The 16,869-nt window shown below is 72.2% G+C and carries 13 protein-coding genes; 7 read left to right on the top strand and 6 right to left on the bottom strand.

The annotated features are described in order from the left end of the window. Nucleotides 1-93: 93 nt before the first annotated feature. The 4 genes from AB0I88_RS13015 to AB0I88_RS13000 all read right to left on the bottom strand — a co-directional run bounded on the left by AB0I88_RS13015 (nt 94) and on the right by AB0I88_RS13000 (nt 9,257). On the bottom strand, nt 94-3,681 hold the full coding sequence (locus tag AB0I88_RS13015) for an ATP-dependent DNA helicase (protein ID WP_361022225.1): 3,588 nt from the start codon (nt 3,679-3,681) through the stop codon (nt 94-96). Between the two features lie 85 nt (nt 3,682-3,766). Then, the gene (locus tag AB0I88_RS13010) at nt 3,767-7,693 is read right to left on the bottom strand and encodes a UvrD-helicase domain-containing protein (protein ID WP_361022347.1); all 3,927 of its coding nucleotides are present in this window, start codon (nt 7,691-7,693) and stop codon (nt 3,767-3,769) included. A 177-nt stretch (nt 7,694-7,870) separates the two neighbouring features. Beyond that, a complete protein-coding gene (locus AB0I88_RS13005; protein ID WP_361022222.1) occupies nt 7,871-8,476 on the bottom strand; it encodes a TIGR00730 family Rossman fold protein in 606 nt (201 codons plus the stop codon). Nucleotide 8,477: 1 nt separating this feature from the next. Beyond that, on the bottom strand, nt 8,478-9,257 hold the full coding sequence (locus AB0I88_RS13000) for a TIGR00730 family Rossman fold protein (RefSeq protein ID WP_361022220.1): 780 nt from the start codon (nt 9,255-9,257) through the stop codon (nt 8,478-8,480). Nucleotides 9,258-9,430: 173 nt separating this feature from the next. Here AB0I88_RS13000 and AB0I88_RS12995 point away from each other — a divergent pair, with 173 nt between their 5' ends. Further along, entirely contained in the window at nt 9,431-9,601 is a 171-nt protein-coding gene (locus AB0I88_RS12995; RefSeq protein ID WP_361022217.1) for a hypothetical protein, read from the top strand. On the opposite strand, the gene dapE is transcribed toward AB0I88_RS12995, so the two are convergent. Continuing rightward, entirely contained in the window at nt 9,598-10,668 is a 1,071-nt protein-coding gene (gene dapE / locus AB0I88_RS12990; protein WP_361022214.1) for a succinyl-diaminopimelate desuccinylase, read from the bottom strand. The two genes, AB0I88_RS12995 and dapE, sit on opposite strands and share 4 nt — an antisense overlap. Nucleotides 10,669-10,789: 121 nt before the next feature. Between dapE and dapD the strand changes: the two genes are divergently transcribed. After that, nucleotides 10,790-11,737: a 2,3,4,5-tetrahydropyridine-2,6-dicarboxylate N-succinyltransferase gene (gene dapD, locus AB0I88_RS12985; RefSeq protein WP_361022211.1), complete on the top strand. Its 948-nt coding sequence runs from the start codon at nt 10,790-10,792 to the stop codon at nt 11,735-11,737. Nucleotides 11,738-11,757: 20 nt separating this feature from the next. Here the strand turns inward: dapD and AB0I88_RS12980 are convergent, their stop codons facing one another. After that, nucleotides 11,758-12,600 carry a LysR family transcriptional regulator ArgP gene (locus tag AB0I88_RS12980; protein ID WP_361022208.1) on the bottom strand — a complete coding sequence of 281 codons (843 nt, stop codon included), beginning with the start codon at nt 12,598-12,600 and terminating at the stop codon, nt 11,758-11,760. 70 nt (nt 12,601-12,670) lie between these two features. Between AB0I88_RS12980 and AB0I88_RS12975 the strand changes: the two genes are divergently transcribed. From AB0I88_RS12975 to AB0I88_RS12955, 5 genes are all read left to right on the top strand, one after another. Further along, nucleotides 12,671-13,270: a LysE/ArgO family amino acid transporter gene (locus tag AB0I88_RS12975; RefSeq protein ID WP_361022205.1), complete on the top strand. Its 600-nt coding sequence runs from the start codon at nt 12,671-12,673 to the stop codon at nt 13,268-13,270. A gap of 46 nt (nt 13,271-13,316) precedes the next feature. Then, complete coding sequence (locus AB0I88_RS12970) at nt 13,317-14,357, top strand: MerR family transcriptional regulator (protein WP_361022202.1); 1,041 nt, start codon at nt 13,317-13,319, stop codon at nt 14,355-14,357. A 95-nt stretch (nt 14,358-14,452) separates the two neighbouring features. Then, nucleotides 14,453-15,202, top strand: a complete 750-nt coding sequence (locus AB0I88_RS12965; protein ID WP_361022199.1) for a methyltransferase domain-containing protein — start codon at nt 14,453-14,455, stop codon at nt 15,200-15,202. Nucleotides 15,203-15,700: 498 nt separating this feature from the next. Then, nucleotides 15,701-16,195, top strand: coding sequence for a hypothetical protein (locus AB0I88_RS12960; RefSeq protein ID WP_361022196.1), 495 nt, complete (start codon nt 15,701-15,703; stop codon nt 16,193-16,195). Between the two features lie 82 nt (nt 16,196-16,277). Beyond that, complete coding sequence (locus AB0I88_RS12955; RefSeq protein WP_361022193.1) at nt 16,278-16,775, top strand: hypothetical protein; 498 nt, start codon at nt 16,278-16,280, stop codon at nt 16,773-16,775. Nucleotides 16,776-16,869 lie beyond the last annotated feature (94 nt).

Below are 16,869 nucleotides of genomic sequence, written 5' to 3'. Positions count from 1 at the left end.
GTCCCGTAGCCGCCACGCGACCGTCTGCCGGGGCACGGCCGAAACGCGCCCGCCGGCGCGTATCGGTGCTCCAGCACCGGACCGCCGCCGTGGTCACAGTGAGTCGGCCGGGATCTCCTCGATCAAGGCGGCCAGGTCGGCGGCCTCCATCAGATCGGCGGGGCGGACCGTGACCTGTTCACGGACATAGTGGAAACCGGCACGCACCTTCCGCACCGGCACCCCCGCCAGCGACGCCCAGGCGATCCGGTACGCCGACAGCTGCACCGCCGCGGCCTCCGCCTCCGCGCCGCCCGGCCGCCGGCCCGTCTTCCAGTCGATCACGTCGAACCGGCCGTCCGGGTCGGCGAAGACCGCGTCCATCCGCCCGCGGATCACCACCCCACCGATCGTCGTGGCGAACGGCACCTCCACCTCGACCGGCGTCCGCTCCGCCCACTCCCCGGTCAGGAACGCCTCCTGCAGCAGGGCCAGCTCGTCGTCGTCCGCCGCGTTGTCGTCGGCCGCGCCCGGCAGCTCGTCGATGTCGATCAGCCGGGCCGACCCGAACCGCTGCTCCAGCCACGCATGGAAAGCGGTGCCCCGGCGGGCCTGTGGCGCCGGGCGCTGCGGCAGCGGACGGCGGAGCGTTCGAGCCAGCGCCTGCGGGTCCCGCCGCAGCACCACGAGCTGCGACACCGACAGGTGGGCGGGCACCACCACCTCGATCGGGCCCTCCTGGCGGGTGCGCTCGGCCCGCTCGGCCAGCAGCAGCCTCGCCTCCCGCCGCCAGCGGGCGATGTCCGGATCGTCGGCCTCCGCCACCCCGGACCCGGAAGTCGCCGCTCCGGCGGCTGCGGCTTCGCCGGCGGGCGACGGCGAACGATCCGGTCCGGCCGGTTCACCGTCCCCCGGCGGTGGCTCGGCGGTGCCGCGGTCGGCCGGGTCGAGATCCGAATCGGACTCGGTCGGGCGTACCCCGGAAGGTTTCGAACGGGGCGCGGGAATCGCCCAGGCGGCGCCCTCATCGGGAAGCCCGACCAGATCGGCCGCCAGGCCGGCGCGAGCCGCAACCTCGGGATCCGCGGCAGCCAGATCGGCGAACGCCTCGGCCGCGGAGGCGTCCGGGCGCTCGATCATGCGACGGATCAGGTCGGCGGCGGCCGCCATCGCCGGACGGCGAAGCCCGAGCGGATCGGCCGGCCACTCGGCCGTCGCCACCACCTGATCGCTCGGATTGGTGTCACCGGGCGCCGGCTCCGGCGTCCAGACATCCACCACACCCGCCCCGTCGGCGCAGGTCGCGCGGATCTCGTCGAGGAAGACCGACGGGCCGCGCGGGCGTTTCACCCCGTCACCCCACCAGTAACCCGAACACAGCAGCAGGCGGCGTGGCCGGGTCACGGCGACATAGGCCAGGCGGCGTTCCTCGCGTTCGTCGTGCTCCCGCCAGGCACGACCGAACGCGGTCACGGCGGCGGCGACATCCTTCTGCTCGACCGCGTCGCCCAGATCCAGCGCAGGAAGACCCGACGCGTCGCCACGCAGCGGAAACGGCAGCACACCGATGCCGCCGAGATAGTGGTCCGAAGAACGGGCCAGACCCGGCCAGACACCCCGGCACAGACCGGCGACCGAGACGACGTCCCACTCCAGGCCCTTCGCGGCATGCGCGGTCAGGATCTGCACCGCGCCCTCCACCACATCCACCTGGCCCGGCTCCAGACCGCGCTCCTCCTCCTCGGCGGCGGCCAGGAATGCCAGGAAACCGGCCAGGGTCCCCGTCTCGTTCTCGCCGATGTAGCGGGTCGCCGCCTCACCCAGCGCGTCCAGATGGCCGCGGGCCAGCCCGGCGTCACCGGCGGCCCAGCCGCGCACCGCCACCTCCACGTCCAGGCCGATGGTGCGCTCGATGTCGGCGAGCAGGTCCGGCAACGGCTGGTCCAGGCGGCGGCGCAGAGCGGCCAGCTCCCGCCCGTAGTCCCGCAGACGGCGATAGCCCTCGTCCGAGTACTGCCGCGGCGGGCCCGGATCGGCCAGCGCCTCCACCAGGGTGGCGTCGTCGAGCCGATCGGTGGTGATCTCCTCCGGATCCTCTCCGGAACGGCCCGAAGCAGCCGCGCGGGCCGCCGCTATCGCCCGCGCCCGCCGGTGCAGGGCCACCAGATCACGCGGGCCGATCCGCCAGCGCGCCCCGGTGAGCAGCCGCAACAGCGACGCTCCGTCGGCCGGGTCGGCCAGCACCCGCAACGTGCACACCACGTCGCGCACCTCGGGGGTGTCCAGCAGGCCGCCCAGACCGACCACCTCGACCGGCAGGCCCCGGGACCGCAGCGCCTCCTCGATCACCGGGATCTGACTGCGCACCCGCACCAGCACGGCGCTCGTCGGCCGCCGCTCCAGCGGGATCTCCCCGGCCGGGGCGCTCGGCAGACCGGCGACCAGACGCCAGGCCGTCAGCATCGAATCGGCGATCCAGGCGGCCTCGTCGGCGTACGTCGGAAGCAGCGCGCACGTCACCGTCCGCCCGCCGACCGCAGCCGCCACCCGGTCGGCCGACTGGAGCTGATGCACGTGGGCGCGCAGCGGGGCGGAGATCGCGTTCGCCACCCGCAGGATCTCCGGCCGGTTACGCCAGCTGCGGGTCAGCGTGCGCTCCCAGGCCGGACGGTCACCGGAATCCCGGAACTCCTCCGGAAACCGCTCCAACGTCCCCGCCGACGCGCCCCGCCAGCCGTAGATCGACTGACACGGGTCGCCCACCGCGGTCACCGGATGGCCCCCGCCGAACAGGTTGTTCAGCATCGTCACCTGGGCGTGGCTGGTGTCCTGATACTCATCCAGCAGCACGATCCGGAAACGGCCCCGCTCGATCGCGCCGACCTCCGGATGATCACGGGCCACCAGCGCGGCACGGGCCATCTGGTCGCCGAAGTCCATCGCCTCCAGGTCGAGTTTGCGCTGTTCGTACGCCCGGACGAGAGGCAGCAGAGTGAGCCGGCCCTGCTGGCGGCGCAGCACCTCCGCGACATCCCGGTAGACCCGCCCCGGGAACTCCTGCACCTCGGCGAAGAACCGGCCCGTCCAGGCCGCCAGATCGCCCGGCGTGACCAGATGCTCGGACAACTCGGCGGACAATGCCAGAACGTCGTCGGTGACCGTGCCCGGCGCCCGGTTCAGCCCGGTCATCTCACCCGTGTACGTGCGCACCAGCGAGTCGACGATCTGCCAGCGGGCCGCCTCCGTCAGCAGGCGGGCGGACGGCTCGTAGCCGGCCCGCAGTCCGTGCTCGGTCACGACCCGGGCCGCGTACGCGTGATAGGTCGAGATGGTGGCCTCACCGGCGAACGCGTCATCCCGGCCCAGCCTGCGAACCAGTTGGCCGAGGCGGGTCCGGACCCGGTGCGACAGCTCCCCGGCCGCCTTGCGGGTGAAGGTCAGGCCCAGGATCTCACCGGGATGCGCATACCCGTTCGCGACCAGCCAGACCACCCGTGACGCCATCGTCTCCGTCTTGCCGGAGCCGGCGCCCGCCACCACCAGCAGCGGCTCCACCGGCGACGCGATGATCGCCTCCTGCTCGGTGGTCGGCTCCGGCAGCCGCAGCAGCCGGGCCAGCTCGCGAGGCGTGTAGCGGGGCCCTGAGTCGGCGGCCCGGCGGCGCGGCCGCGGCCCCTCGGCGAACAACGTCGGCTGCGTCATCAGTGCGATTCCGGTCGTCTCGAAGTCAATGGTCCAGCGGTCCGCACCCCGGCGCCCGGCCTCCACCGCGCGGCGCCGCGCGGCGTCATCCGTCGCCGTCCGGGGTCGGTTCGACGACCTGGCGGCCCTTGCCGGATATCGGGCAGCTGGTGCGAACCGGGCACACCCGGCAGCGGCTGTTCGCCACCGCGGAGAACGTGGCCGCGGCCATCGTGTCCGCGGTGCGGCGCACCATCGCATACGCCCACTGCGGGTCGGTGGCCTCGGTCAACGGCACCTGAAGCTGCTCCCGGGCGTCCTTACCCGGCCCGAGCTGCACCAGCGCGGCGCCACCGCTGTCCGAGCCGTAGTCCGCGAAAGCCCCCGCCGCGATCGCCGCCTGATAGCCCCCCAGCTGCGGATTCTCGGCCACATCGGCGGACGAGACAGCGGTCGTCTTCCCCGTCTTCAAGTCGATGACGACGAGCCGCCCCTCCTCGTCCACCTCCAGCCGATCCACCCGGCCGGTCAACTGGATCGGCCGGCGCTCGTCCTCCAGCCGCACCGTGAACTCGTGCTCGATCGCCAGCAGCCGCCGCGGATTCGCCGCCAGCCAGCGCAACAGTTTGTCCACCATCGCCTGGGCGCGCTCCTGCTCCGAACCGGCCAGCCACTGCGCGGCCAGCTCGATCGAGTCGAAACGGGCCGACACGTACTCGACCAACTTCTCCCGGTCCGCGTTCGCGTCCTCGGCCAGCATCGCCGCGGCATGCACCAGATTGCCGATGCCCTGAGCCGGCCCGGCCGGAGCCGCCCCGCCGTGCCGCTCCAACAGCCAGCGCAGACTGCAGCGCAGCGCGCTCTCCATCGACGACGGCGTCACCTTGACCGCCTCACCCTCGTCGACGAGCGGCCGGTCGTCGGAGAGCGGCCGCAACCCCCACCACTCGTCCGGGTGCGCCCCCGGCACCCCCGCCGCCGCGAGCCGTGCCAACTCGGCCGCCGCGGCGCGCCTCCGGCTGGGCGTCTCAGCACTTCCCACCACGACGGTACGAAGCTCGGCCACCAGTGAGGCCAAAGTCAACGCCCGGGGCGGCCGCCCCATCGGAATCTCCACCTCGGCGTCGCCGTCCTCAGACGACCCGGCCCGGCCCGCATCCGAGTCTTCGCCCAAGTCCGCACTCGCACTGGGCCTTGCACTTGCACTCGCACTCGCCGAGTCACTCAGCTCACCCAAGCCAGTCGGGCCGCCGAACTCGCCGTCGTTCGGCCCTGAGTGGCCACCGATATCGCCTGCCTTTGCTGGACCGCTGGAGTCCCTCGGCTCGGAGCGATCCCCGAGGTCGCCGGACCGCGGCGGGGCGGCCGTACCAGCCGACTCCGAGGAATCGCTGAGGTCGGTGGCCTCGGAAGGGCGACTTGAGCCGGTCCCGCCCGCCGGGCCGCCCGGCGGACCGGACGGGTCGTCCGCGCCGTCCGGGCCACCCGGGCCATCCGCGCTGCCCGGACCGTCCGGGCCGTTCGCGCTGCCCGGGCCGTCCGGGCCGTTCGCGCTGCCCGGGCCGTCCGGGCCGTTCGCGCTGCCCGGGCCGTCCGGGCCGTTCGCGCTGCCCGGGCCGTTCGGGTCGTTCGGGTCGTTCGGGTCGTCCGGGCCGGTGTCCCAGGGGTCCGGGTCGGGCGGAAGGTCGCCGGGACCACCGCCGCCGATGCGACGGATGGTGGGGGTGGCCAGTTCGGTGAGGAAGCGGCTGGGCTGTTCCTCACCGATCGAGCCACCCACCCCGGCCGAGGAGACGGCGGTGACGACGAGGCGGTGGCGGGCCCGGGTGACGGCCACGTAGAACAGGCGCCGCTCCTCGTCGAGCAGGGCCGACGTCTCGCCGATCACGGCCGCGGGGCCGGAGGCGGGACGGCCGGCCAGCACGTCGACGAGGCGTTCGGAGCCGAGCAGACTGCCGCGCAGGCGCAGGTCGGGCCAGATGCCCTCCTGGACGCCGGCGAGAATCACCACGTCCCATTCGAGGCCTTTCGCCGCGTGGGCGGTGAGGAGCCGGACGGCCTCGCCGCGGTCCGCGCTCGGGGCGATCGAGTCGGCGGGCAGCTCCTGGCCGAGGACGTGATCGAGGAAGACCGAGACGCCGGCGCCGGGCAGCCGGTCGACGAACCGGGCGGCCGCGTCGAAGAGGACCACCATGGCGTCCAGGTCGCGGTCGGCGGCCTCGGACCGCCACTGCCGCGCCCGGCCGGAGTCACGCTGGTCGGGCATGGGGACGTTGCCGGTGCTCATCGCGAACCACCGGTCGTGCAGGCCGCTCTCCCGCCACACCGTCCAGAGCACCTGCTCGGCGGAGGCGCCGGGTGCGGCCGCCGCCTCCCGGGCCACGGTCAGCAGGCGGGCGATCGCTTGCGCCGGGCGGGCCCAGCGCCGCTCGACCAGGTCCAGCCCGGCCGGGTCGCGGATCGCGTCGACCAGCAGCTCACCCGAAGAGCGACGGTCGCCGGCGGCCACGGCGAGCGCCCGCAGCCCTTGGCGCAGCCGCCGCTCGGCCAGCGGGTCGGCCCCGCCGAGCGGCGAGTGCAGCAGCGCGACGGCCGCTTCCTCGTCGAGCGCGGGCGGATCCACGGCACATCGCAGGAGCAGCAGGAACGGCGCCACCGCCGGCTGCAGATGCAACGGCAGGTCCTCCGCGTGGATGACGGTGGGCACGCCGGCCGCGGCGAGTGCGCGCTGCACCGACGGCTGTTGCAGCATCGTCGACCGCATCAGCACCGCCATCCGCGACCACGGAACCCCGTGCAGCAGGTGAGCCTCCCGCAGCGCGTGCGCGATGTACGCCGTCTCCGCGGCCGTGGACCGGAACGTCCGGACCACCGCCTCGGGTCGCGGCCCGAACTCCTCACCCGCCCGGATTGCTTCCGATCCCCCCGCGGAAGGTGCGTGCGGGGAGACATCGCCATCGGCCGCCGGCGCCGCGCCGGAGGCGGGTGGGTACATGGGGCGGTGGCCGATCGGGCCGCGCATGCGGCGGGCGACTCGCCCGGTGGCGCTGAGCAGCGGTGGGGCGGCACGGTAGTTGGTGTGCAGGACCACCGTCTCGGCCGGGCTGCCGGAGGCCGACGGGAAGGTGGCCGGGAAGGTGCCGACCACGGTGGGGTCGGCGCCGCGGAAGCCGTAGACGGACGAGTCGGGGTCGGCGAAGGCGACCAGCGGCTTGCCGCCGCCGGCGACCAGGCTGAGCAGCTCGACCTGGGCCGGGTCGGTCTCGGCCAGCTCATCGACGTAGACGGACGCCAGGCGGCGGCGCTCGGCCTCCAGCAGGCCGGGCTCGTCGGCGAGAAGGCCGGTGGCGGCCCGGACCAGCTCGGCCGGGTCGTAGGCCGCGGAGCCCCGGGTGGTGACGTCGCGCAGGGCGAGGACCGCCACGTACTCCCGGAGGAAGCGGGCGGCGGCGGGCCAGTCGTCGCGGCCCAGACGCTCACCGAGACGGGCCAGTTCGACCGGGCCGACGCCACGCTCGGCGGCACGTTGCATGAGGTCGCGCAGCTGCTGGGCGAAGGCGCGGGTGGGCAGAGCCGGGCGGAGCGCCTCGGGCCAGCCGATGTCGTCGGTGGCCTCCGGGTCGGCGACGGTGGCCAGCAGCTCCCGGATGATCAGGTCTTGCTCGGGGCCGGTGAGCAGGCGCGGTGACGGCTCACCGCGCTCGGCGGCGGCCCGGCGGAGCAGGCCGAACGCATACGCGTGGAAGGTCCGCACCAACGGCTCGTGCACTATACGGCCGGGCTGGTCGGCGATCCGTGCCTCGATGCGGTCGCGCAGCGACGCCGCCGCTCGGCGCCCGAAGGTGAGCACGAGGATGCGCTCCGGGTCGGCGCCCTCGGCGATCCGGGCGGCGACCGACTCGACCAGCATCGACGTCTTGCCGGTGCCGGGACCACCGACGACCAGGAGTGGCCCGGCCGTGTGCTGGATGACTCGGCGCTGCACCGGGTCGGCGGGCAGCGCGACCGCGACCGGGCGGGGGCGCCGGACCAGACGGTAGGTGGGCCGGCGCACCGGGGGGAGGGATACCGGCGTGCTCACGGCATCTATGAGAGCACGCCGGTATGACGTTATTTCGGGCCGGCAAGCGCGGCGGCGCCGGATTCACACCCGGACGGCCATCCGGGTGAGCCCGTTCGGCGGGAGACGAAGGGCGCCGCGGTGGAAGCCTCAGGCGCCCTCGGCGGGGCTGGCGGTTCCGGAGGCCGCGCCGGACGGCGCGGCCCGTGGCCCGGCCAGCGCCTTCTCGATCAGATCGACGGCCTCCGGCACGGTACGCGCGACGAGCAGCATCTCCATGGCGACCGGACGGACGAACCTCTGATCGACGAGTCCACCGAGCCAGCGCACCAGCCCGTCGTAGAACCCGTCCGGGTCGAGCAGCACGATCGGTTTGCGGTGGACGTCGAGGGTGGCCGTGGTCCAGACCTCGAACAGCTCGTCGAGGGTGCCGAGCCCGCCGGGCAGGGTGAGGAACGCGTCCGACCGGTCGATCATCAGGTTCTTGCGGGAGCCCATGTCCCCGGTGACGACGAGTTCGCTGGTGGCGTGGTCGGCGACCTCCAGGTCGACGAGGCATTGCGGGATGATCCCGAGGGTGTGCCCGCCGGCGGCCCGGGCGCCGGCGCCGACGGTGCCCATCATGCCGACGGAGCCGCCGCCGGACACGAGCGTGTGCCCGCGTTCGGCGAGGATCCGGCCGGTGTCGGTGGCCAGGTCGAGCCAGCGTTGTTCGAGGGTGGTGGAGGAGGCGCAGAAGACGCAGATGTTCGCCACGTCAGCGGGGCCCGTTCGTCTCGGTGAGGGCCGCATCGGCCTCGAGGATGATCCGGACCGCTTCGGCGACGTCGTCGGTGACCTGGATCAGATCGAGGTCCATCGTGGAGATCTTGCCGTCTCCGAGCATCCGGCTCTTCAGCCAGTCGAGCAGCCCGCCCCAGTAGTCGGCGCCCATCAGGATCACCGGGAATCGGGTGACCTTCTTCGTCTGGACCAGGGTGATCGCCTCGAACAACTCGTCGAGGGTGCCGAATCCTCCGGGCAGGACCACGAACGCCTGGGCGTATTTGAGGAACATGGTCTTGCGTACGAAGAAATAGCGGAAATCGATGCCGACGTCGACCCAGTCGTTGAGGCCCTGCTCGAAGGGCAGTTCGATACCGAGCCCGACGGACATGCCGCCGGCTTCGGTGACGCCCCGGTTGGCGGCCTCCATGACGCCCGGGCCACCGCCGGTGATCACCGCGTACCCCGCTTCGGCGAGTGCCATGCCGAGGCTCTCGGCGAGCTCGCACTCGTAGCTGTCGGGTTCGCTGCGGGCCGAGCCGAAGACGCTGACCGCGGGCGGCAGGTCGGCCAGGGTGTCGAAGCCCTCGACGAATTCGGAGAGGATCCGCAGGGCCCGCCAGGCGTCCTTGGTCTTCCATTCCCCACGGTGGTGGGAGTCGAGGAGTTTCTGGTCCGCCGTGCTCGGCGGGATGGAGTCGCGGCGCAGTGTGACGGCTCCGCGATGCCGCTCCGGGGCCGGTTGTGGTCGCCCGTTGGTGCTGTCCGTCATGCCACCAAGGTAGTGCGGACGGTCAGTACCCGGTGAATAACCGGCTGCGTTTCGGTAAGAGGATTGCGACCCGCAGACCTTTTTGCCAGATTGAAGCAACCGACAGTAGCTCTGACGCGTCTGTACTGTTACCGACCTGGCATCACCGGGCTCCCGGCGAAGGAGCAGCCACGATGACGAACCGACACGAGCGCCTCCGGATGCAGCGCCGGATCCGCCTGGTGCTGGAGGAACGGCGAGCGGCTTTCGCGGCGCGTGACGCGGAGCCGGCCGTCGACCCGGAGGCGACGATGGAGATCCCGCCACCGCAGCGCGCGGTGGGGCGGGTCGCCGTGGAGTATTAGGGGGCGAGCCACCGGTAGAGCGTGGCCACCCCGTCGCGGATCTTGCCGATCTCGACGTGCTCGTCAGGCGCGTGGGCGAGCGCCGGATCACCGGGACCGTAGTTGAGTGCGGGAATCCCGAGGGCGGCGAAGCGGGCCACGTCGGTCCAGCCCAGCTTGGCGGCCGGCTCGATGCCGACGGCGGCGAGGAACTCGCGGGCCGGGGCTGCGTCGAGGCCGGGCAGCGCGCCGGGGGCCGAGTCGGTGATCTCCAGTTCGTACCCGTCGAAGACCTCGCGCAGGTGCTCGTGGGCCTGTTTCTCCGAGCGGTCCGGCGCGAATCGCAGGTTGACCTCGACGCTGCACTCGTCCGGTACGACGTTGCCGGCCATGCCTCCGCGGATCCGCACCGCGTTGAGGCCTTCCCGGTAGGTGCAGCCGTCGATGGTGACGGTCCGCGGGCGGTAGTCCTCCAGTCTCCGCAGCACCTCCCCGGCCGCGTGGATGGCGTTGACCCCGCGCCAGGCCCGGGCGGTGTGCGCTCGCCGGCCCCGGGTGTGGACGCGGGCCCCGACCGTCCCCTGGCAGCCGGCCTCGACCGCCCCGTACGTGGGTTCGAGCAGGACCGCGAAGTCGGCCTTGAGCCACTTGGGGTGTGCCTCGGCGACCAGGTTGAGCCCGTTGTGCTCGGACTCGATCTCCTCGGCCTCGTAGAACAGGTAGGTGAGGTCGTATCGCGGGTCGGGCAGGGTGACGGCGAGGTGGAGGGCGAGCGCGACGCCGCCCTTCATGTCGGAGGTGCCGCAGCCGTAGATCAGGTCGTCGACGACGGTGGACGGCAGGTTGCCGTTGACCGGCACGGTGTCGAGGTGCCCGGCGAGGATGACCCGCTGGCCGCGGTCCAGCCGGGTGCGGGCCATCACCGTGTTGCCCACCCGGCGCACGGTCAGGTGGGCGGCCTTGCGGAGGACGTCCTCCACGCAGTCGGCGAGCACCTTCTCGTCGCGGGAGACGGACTCGACGTCGACCAGGGCGCGGGTCAGCACCACCGGGTCGACCAGCACGTCCGGGGTAAGCGGGTTGCCCATGAGCGCACCATACCGGGACGGCACGAGGTCCTTGATCGCTCATGCCGCCGTCATGAGCCGGAGCCGGGCCCGATGATTCGCTCGCGAGCTGCCGGTCTCGGGGTCCGGTAGGGTTTCGCACGTGGAAACCGCGATCTCGACTTCGCCCGCCTGGGGCATCGGCCTCGCCACCGTCACCGCCGAGGGACAGGTTCTGGACACCTGGTTCCCGGCCGGGCATCTGGGGCTCGGCGAGGAGCCCGCCGACGTGCCGGTGCTGCCGGCCGGGCTGACCGGTCCGAAGCCGCTGCCCGGATTGAGCACCGTCGAGGTGCGGGTGGTGGTCAAGTCGCTGGCCGACCCGATCGCCGACGCCTCCGACGCGTACCTGCGGCTGCACCTGCTGTCGCACCGGCTGGTCCGGCCGAACGAGCTGAACCTGGACGGCATCTTCGGCAAGCTGGCCAACGTGGCGTGGACCTCGGCCGGCCCGTGCCCGCCGGAGCGGGTGGACGAGCTGCGGTTGCTGGAGCGTGCGGCGAACCGTCAGCTGACCGTCTTCGGGGTGGACAAGTTCCCCCGGATGACCGACTACGTGGTGCCGTCGGGTGTGCGGATCGCCGACGCGGACCGGGTGCGCCTCGGCGCTCACCTGGCCTCCGGGACGACGGTCATGCAGGAGGGGTTCGTCAACTTCAACGCCGGCACGCTCGGCACCTCGATGGTCGAGGGCCGGATCGTGCAGGGTGTGGTGGTCGGTGACGGCTCGGACATCGGCGGCGGTTCGTCGATCATGGGCACGCTCTCCGGCGGCGGCAAGGAGAAGGTGCGGATCGGCGAGCGCAGCCTGCTGGGGGCGAACGCCGGGGTCGGCATCTCACTGGGCGACGACTGCGTGGTGGAGGCGGGCGTCTACATCACCGCCGCCTCCAAGGTCTCGTTGCCGGACGGCCGTGTGGTGAAGGCCATCCAGCTCTCCGGTGTGAACAATCTCCTGTTCTGGCGCAACTCGCTCTCCGGCGCGCTGGAGGCCCGCCCGCGCAAGGGCACCGGCATCGAGCTGAATTCGGCGTTGCATGCCAACGACTGATCCACCCTGACGCGACAGCCTCACTGACGCAACGATCGGGCGGCCGCCGTGCGAACGGCGGCCGTCAGCGTGTCCAGGGCGTTCGACGAGAGCCGCCAGCACTGCCAGTAGAGCGGGACGTCCAGGTGGCCGCCGGGGTCGATCTCCACGAGCCTGCCGGCCGCGAGTTCCGGGCGGGCCTCCTGCTCGTAGAGCAGTCCCCAGCCGAGGCCGAGCCGGATCGCCCGGTTGAACGCCGCGGTGGCCGGGATGTAGTGAACCGGGGGGTCGTAGTCGTACCGGGCGTGCAGGAAGCGGTGCTGGATGCGGTCCTTGCGGTTGTAGACGAGCACCGGCGTCCGGCTCAGGTCGGTGATGTCGAGTGCGGGCGACGCGACCGCGAGGTAACGCATGACGCCCAGCCGCTCCACCCGGCAGCCCTGGACCGGGTGGTGGTCGGCGGTCACGGCGGCCATCGCGGTGCCGCTGCGCAGCAGTTCGGCGGTGTGGTCCTGGTCGTCGGTGTGCAGCTCGAACAGCACGCCGGGCACCTGGTGGAGCACCGGCAGGAACCAGCTGTCCAGGGAGTCGGCGTTGACCACGACGGAGAGCTGCACCGCGCCGCCGGAGCCGGACAGCCGGGCCTGGTCGAGGGCCTCACGTTCGAGCAGCGCCACCTGGCCGGCGAAGCGGATCAGCACCTCGCCCGCCGTGGTGGCCGTACACGGTTTGGCACGGCGCACCAGCACCTGCCCGACGGTCTGCTCCAGCGCCTTGATCCGCTGACTGACCGCGGACGGCGTGACGTGCAACACCCGCGCCGCCGCCTCGAAACTGCCCTGCTCCACGACAGCCTGGAAGGTCGCCAACTGCACCTGATCCACGTTAGGAAAACTAATCCGTCCTCAAAATGATTAGCTGGAGCCACGCCGAAACGGTGACTAGCGTCGAGACATGCTCTCCTCCGCTTTAGCCGGTTTTGTCGCATCCGCTGTGCTGATCATCGCGATCGGAGCCCAGAACGCGTTCGTCCTTCGTCAAGGGCTGCGCCGGGAACACGTACTCCCCGTGGTCTTGACCTGCGCCTTCTCGGACCTCGCGCTGATCTGCGCGGGCATCGCCGGGCTCGGCGCGGTCCTGACCGCGCGCCCCGAGCTGATCTCGGCGATCCGCTGGGCCGGGGCGGCGTTCCTGCTCGGTTACGCGGCGCTGGCCGCGCGCCGGGCGCTGCGGCCGGGGATCCTGCAGACGGCCGGGAAGGCGCCGGCCACACTGCGCGCCACCCTGCTCACCTGCCTGGCCCTCACCTATCTCAACCCGCACGTCTATCTGGACACCGTGCTGCTGCTCGGCTCGGTGGCGCAGCAGCATCCGCACCGGTGGCTGTTCGGGCTGGGCGCGGCCGCCGCCAGCCTGACCTGGTTCGTCTCCCTCGGTCTCGGCGCGCGGTGGCTGGCCCCGGTGCTCGCCCGGCCCACCTCCTGGCGGGTGCTCGACGGCTCGATCGCCCTGGTCATGGCCGCCCTCGGCGTCACACTCGTCGTGCAGGCTTGACTCTCCACCTGGTGGAGAGTCCAGGGTCAGTGATGTGGGGAGCGACATGCGAGGCATCGGCGAGGCGGCCCGGGCCAGCGGGCTCAGCGTCAGCGCGCTGCGGTTCTACGACAGCGCCGGCGTGCTGGTCCCGGCCGCGGTGGATCCGCTCACCGGCTACCGGCGTTACACCGGCGAGCAGATCAGAGCCGCCCGGCTCATCGCCGGTCTGCGGCGGGTGGGCATGCCGGTCGCCGAGATCGCGCAGGTGGTGCGAGACCTTTCCGACCCCTTTTCGGTACGGGTGAGGCTCGACGGCCATCTGGCGCGATTGGAGGCCGGACTGGCCGATGCCCGGCGGGAGCTCCTCCGCCTGCACACCCTGCTCGACCTGGAGGAGAAACTGATGACCCGCATCACCCTGCCCGCCACCGCCCTGTCCGCGGCCCTCGACGCCGTGCTGTTCGCCGCGGTGGGGGCCACCGATCCGCTTCCGGCCGGCGTGCTCGTCGAGACCGGCGACGGCGACGTCACCCTGGTCGCCACCGACCGCTACCGGATCGCCGTGGCCACCGCTCCGGCCACGGTGGAGGGCTCGGCCGCGCGGCTGTTCCTTCCGCTCACCCTGGCCGAGGACCTGCGCGGTCTCGGCGGCGGCGACGTCACCGTGGACCTGACCGCCGACCGGGTGGCCGCCCAAGCCGGCGACCGGACCGTCGAGGGCAAGCCTCTCGACCTGGACTTCCCGGACTGGCGGCGCCTGATCGGCCCGGGGCCGGAGAGCCGCCGGGTCACCGTGGACGTGGCGGAGCTGCGCGGTCTGCTCGACGGGGCTCCGGTCATCGACCGGGAACACGAGGGACGGGCCTACCCGGTGTCGGTCCTCGCCGTCGATCCGGCCGGCTCGGTGCGGTTCGCCGGAGCCGACGAGTGGGCCGCCGACGACGGGGCGCACGTCGCGGTGAACCGGGAGTTCCTGCTCGAGGCGCTGGACGCGGGCGGCGCCGGGCAGCTGGTGCTGGAGCTCGACGGTCCGGTCCGTCCACTCGCGGTCCGCCCGGTGGGCGGCGAATCCCATTTCTCGCTACTCATGCCGGTCCGGCACTGAGTCTGGTAACCGTTCAGCCACAGTCCGGCACCGGTCCTGGAAAGGCCGTGGGATCGAGTCGCTGATCAGCGGCGTCTGCGGCTACTTTTTGGTCCGTGCGCAGCAACCGGCAGGAGGAAGATCTCAACGCCGCGGCTACCGGCGCCTCCATGACCGGGTGGGAGTTCGCCTGGCTGGACGGCCTGGCCGTGGCGTCGGAGCCGTCCTGGTCCTACCTCGACCTGGCCCGGCCGTTGATGCGCCGGGCCAGCAGTGTCCTGGACCTCGACACCGGCGGCGGTGAGCTGCTCGCCGAGCTGGCCCCGCTGCCGCCGCACACCGTCGCGGTGGAGACCTGGGCGCGCAACACTCCGGCCGCCCGGGAGCGGCTCGCCCCGTTCGGGGTCGAGGTGCAGACCGAGCTGCCGTCCGAGGAGAACGGTTTCGACCTGGTGCTGAGCCGGCACGGGCGGCTGCCCGCGGCGGACATCGCCCGGCTGCTCAAGCCCGGTGGCGTGCTGCTCACCCAGCAGGTCGGCAGCGACGACCTGGCCGATCTCAACGTGGCCCTCGGCGCCCCGCCCCCGCATCCGCGGCGGTGGGACGCGGAGGTCGCGGCGGCCGCGCTCCAGGCGGCCGGGCTGCGGGTCACCGAGCTGCGGGAGGAGCATCCGCTCCTCACCTTCCGGGACATCGCCGCGGTGGTCCATCACCTGCGCACGGTGCCCTGGCAGATCCGCGACTTCACCCCTCATCGGTACGAGCGGGAGCTGGCCCGGCTGTCCGCGCTCATCCGGGTCCGGGGGGAATTCGTGGTGCGGGCGCACCGGTTCCTGGTCCGGGCCGAGAGGCCGACAGAGGTGTAAGCGGCAAGCCTCTTTCAGGGGAACGATTCTGTCAGGCGGCTAACCCATTCGGGTTCCGGATCGGAAAATTCCTTTCCGGACAGCGCGTGGAATCGGCTCGATACTTCACGTTTCAAGCTTCATTCCGGGGCGTTCCATGCCCTCTGGAGGATCCGAGCCCACCTCGGGCTTGCGGATCGGAGAAGCCACTGGACGTGGCCGTCCACGCAGGTGAAGACGGGTCTCCTGGATCTCCGGCACGGTCCGGAGTGAGCGGTGCGGTGGACTCCGTCACGCCTGCGGGGTAACCGGGACGGACCGGGTCCGCCGCCGTCTCGCATGCGACAGGGGACGGTACGGACGATCGTCGGGTTGGAACGGGTCAGCCATCTTTGTCGCAGCGCCGGGTGGCCTTGTGGGCCCCGGTGACATCCGATTCAACGACGCGCACCCCGAAACAGTCGCTCATGAACTGTACGGAGTGGCGCTCGCTCACCCGCGTTCCAGGAGGAACTTCCCATGCCCAAGTACACCAAGCGCTCCGTTGCCCTCGTCACCGCCGGCGTCGTCGCCGTCAGCGGAGGCGCGGCCTGGGCGGCCTGGAGCATCCTCGGCGGGGGTTCCGCCACGGCGACCGCCGGTTCCGCGGCCGACCTCGAGGTCACCGGTGCCAGCATCACCGCGCTCGTTCCGGGCGGCACCAGCGACATCACGCTGACGGTCGCCAACCCGAACACCTTCCCGGTGAAGGTCACGAGCCTGAACTTCGTCGGCATCACCACGAACAAGGCCGGCTGCGACGCCACGGCCAACGTGCAGTTCGCGAATGAATCGTTGCCGACCGAGCCGGCGACCGCGCTGGACGTCCCAGCCAAGAGCGGGTCGGTGAACGGCTCCAAGACGATCACCATCACCGGCGCGCTCAGCATGATCGCGGACGCGGACGACGACTGCCAGGGCGCCGCGTTCGCCATCGACACCGACGTGAACGGCATCAGCAACGCCGCCGCCTGATGACGATGTGGCGGGGCGCCGGGGCGCCCCGCCACATCCCATCCGCACCCTCCGCTCCAGCAGACAGAAACGGCAGCCAAACGTGCTCGGATCATCGCTGCGGGCTCGGCCCGTCCTCGTCACGTGCCTAGTCGCCACCACGCTGGCCACCACGGGCGGCGCCGCCTGGGCGCTCTGGAGCCTGGACGGGCTGGGCGTCACATCGGCGTCGGCCGGCGAAGTGATACAGCTCCAGGTGACCGCACGCCCCCGGCCCGACAATCCGCTCTACCCGGGAGCACGGTCGGCGCTTTCGATCACCGTCCGCAACGACAACCGTTTCCCGGTGCTGCTCACCACGGTGCGGCCCGGCACCGGCCCGGCAACGGTGGACGCTGCACATGAGAACGCGGGATGCGCCACCACCGGCGTCTCGCTGACGAAGTCGAGTTTCCCCGTCGTCTGGCGTATTCCCGCGCAGCGAAGCGCCACGTTCGCCCTGTCCAACTCCATCACGATGTCCAACGCCTCGGACTCGGCCTGTCAGGGTGCGACGTTCACCGTCCCGCTCACCGTCACCGGGACGAACGATGCGAGTTGACCGCCGGCGTCTGAGGGCCGCCCGACACGCGGTGGCCGGCGGAACGGCCGTGGCCTGCGTCTGGGTCGCGGCCGTTCTCCGTACCGAGAGAAGT

Origin of the sequence: Actinoplanes sp. NPDC049802 (assembly GCF_040656595.1) — a bacterium.
Lineage (GTDB): Bacteria > Actinomycetota > Actinomycetes > Mycobacteriales > Micromonosporaceae > Actinoplanes.
Note: the sequence above shows the minus strand (reverse complement) of the source record. Positions and strands in the feature narration are given on the sequence as shown.

What these genes read in the sequence shown, in the direction of transcription:
- AB0I88_RS13015 (WP_361022225.1), bottom strand. Translation starts at nt 3,681, where the DNA reads ATGACGCAGCCGACGTTGTTCGCCGAGGGGCCGCGGCCGCGCCGCCGG.
- AB0I88_RS13000 (WP_361022220.1), bottom strand. Translation starts at nt 9,257, where the DNA reads ATGACGGACAGCACCAACGGGCGACCACAACCGGCCCCGGAGCGGCAT.
- AB0I88_RS12995 (WP_361022217.1), top strand. Translation starts at nt 9,431, where the DNA reads ATGACGAACCGACACGAGCGCCTCCGGATGCAGCGCCGGATCCGCCTG.
- dapE (WP_361022214.1), bottom strand. Translation starts at nt 10,668, where the DNA reads ATGGGCAACCCGCTTACCCCGGACGTGCTGGTCGACCCGGTGGTGCTG.
- AB0I88_RS12975 (WP_361022205.1), top strand. Translation starts at nt 12,671, where the DNA reads ATGCTCTCCTCCGCTTTAGCCGGTTTTGTCGCATCCGCTGTGCTGATC.
- AB0I88_RS12970 (WP_361022202.1), top strand. Translation starts at nt 13,317, where the DNA reads ATGCGAGGCATCGGCGAGGCGGCCCGGGCCAGCGGGCTCAGCGTCAGC.
- AB0I88_RS12960 (WP_361022196.1), top strand. Translation starts at nt 15,701, where the DNA reads ATGCCCAAGTACACCAAGCGCTCCGTTGCCCTCGTCACCGCCGGCGTC.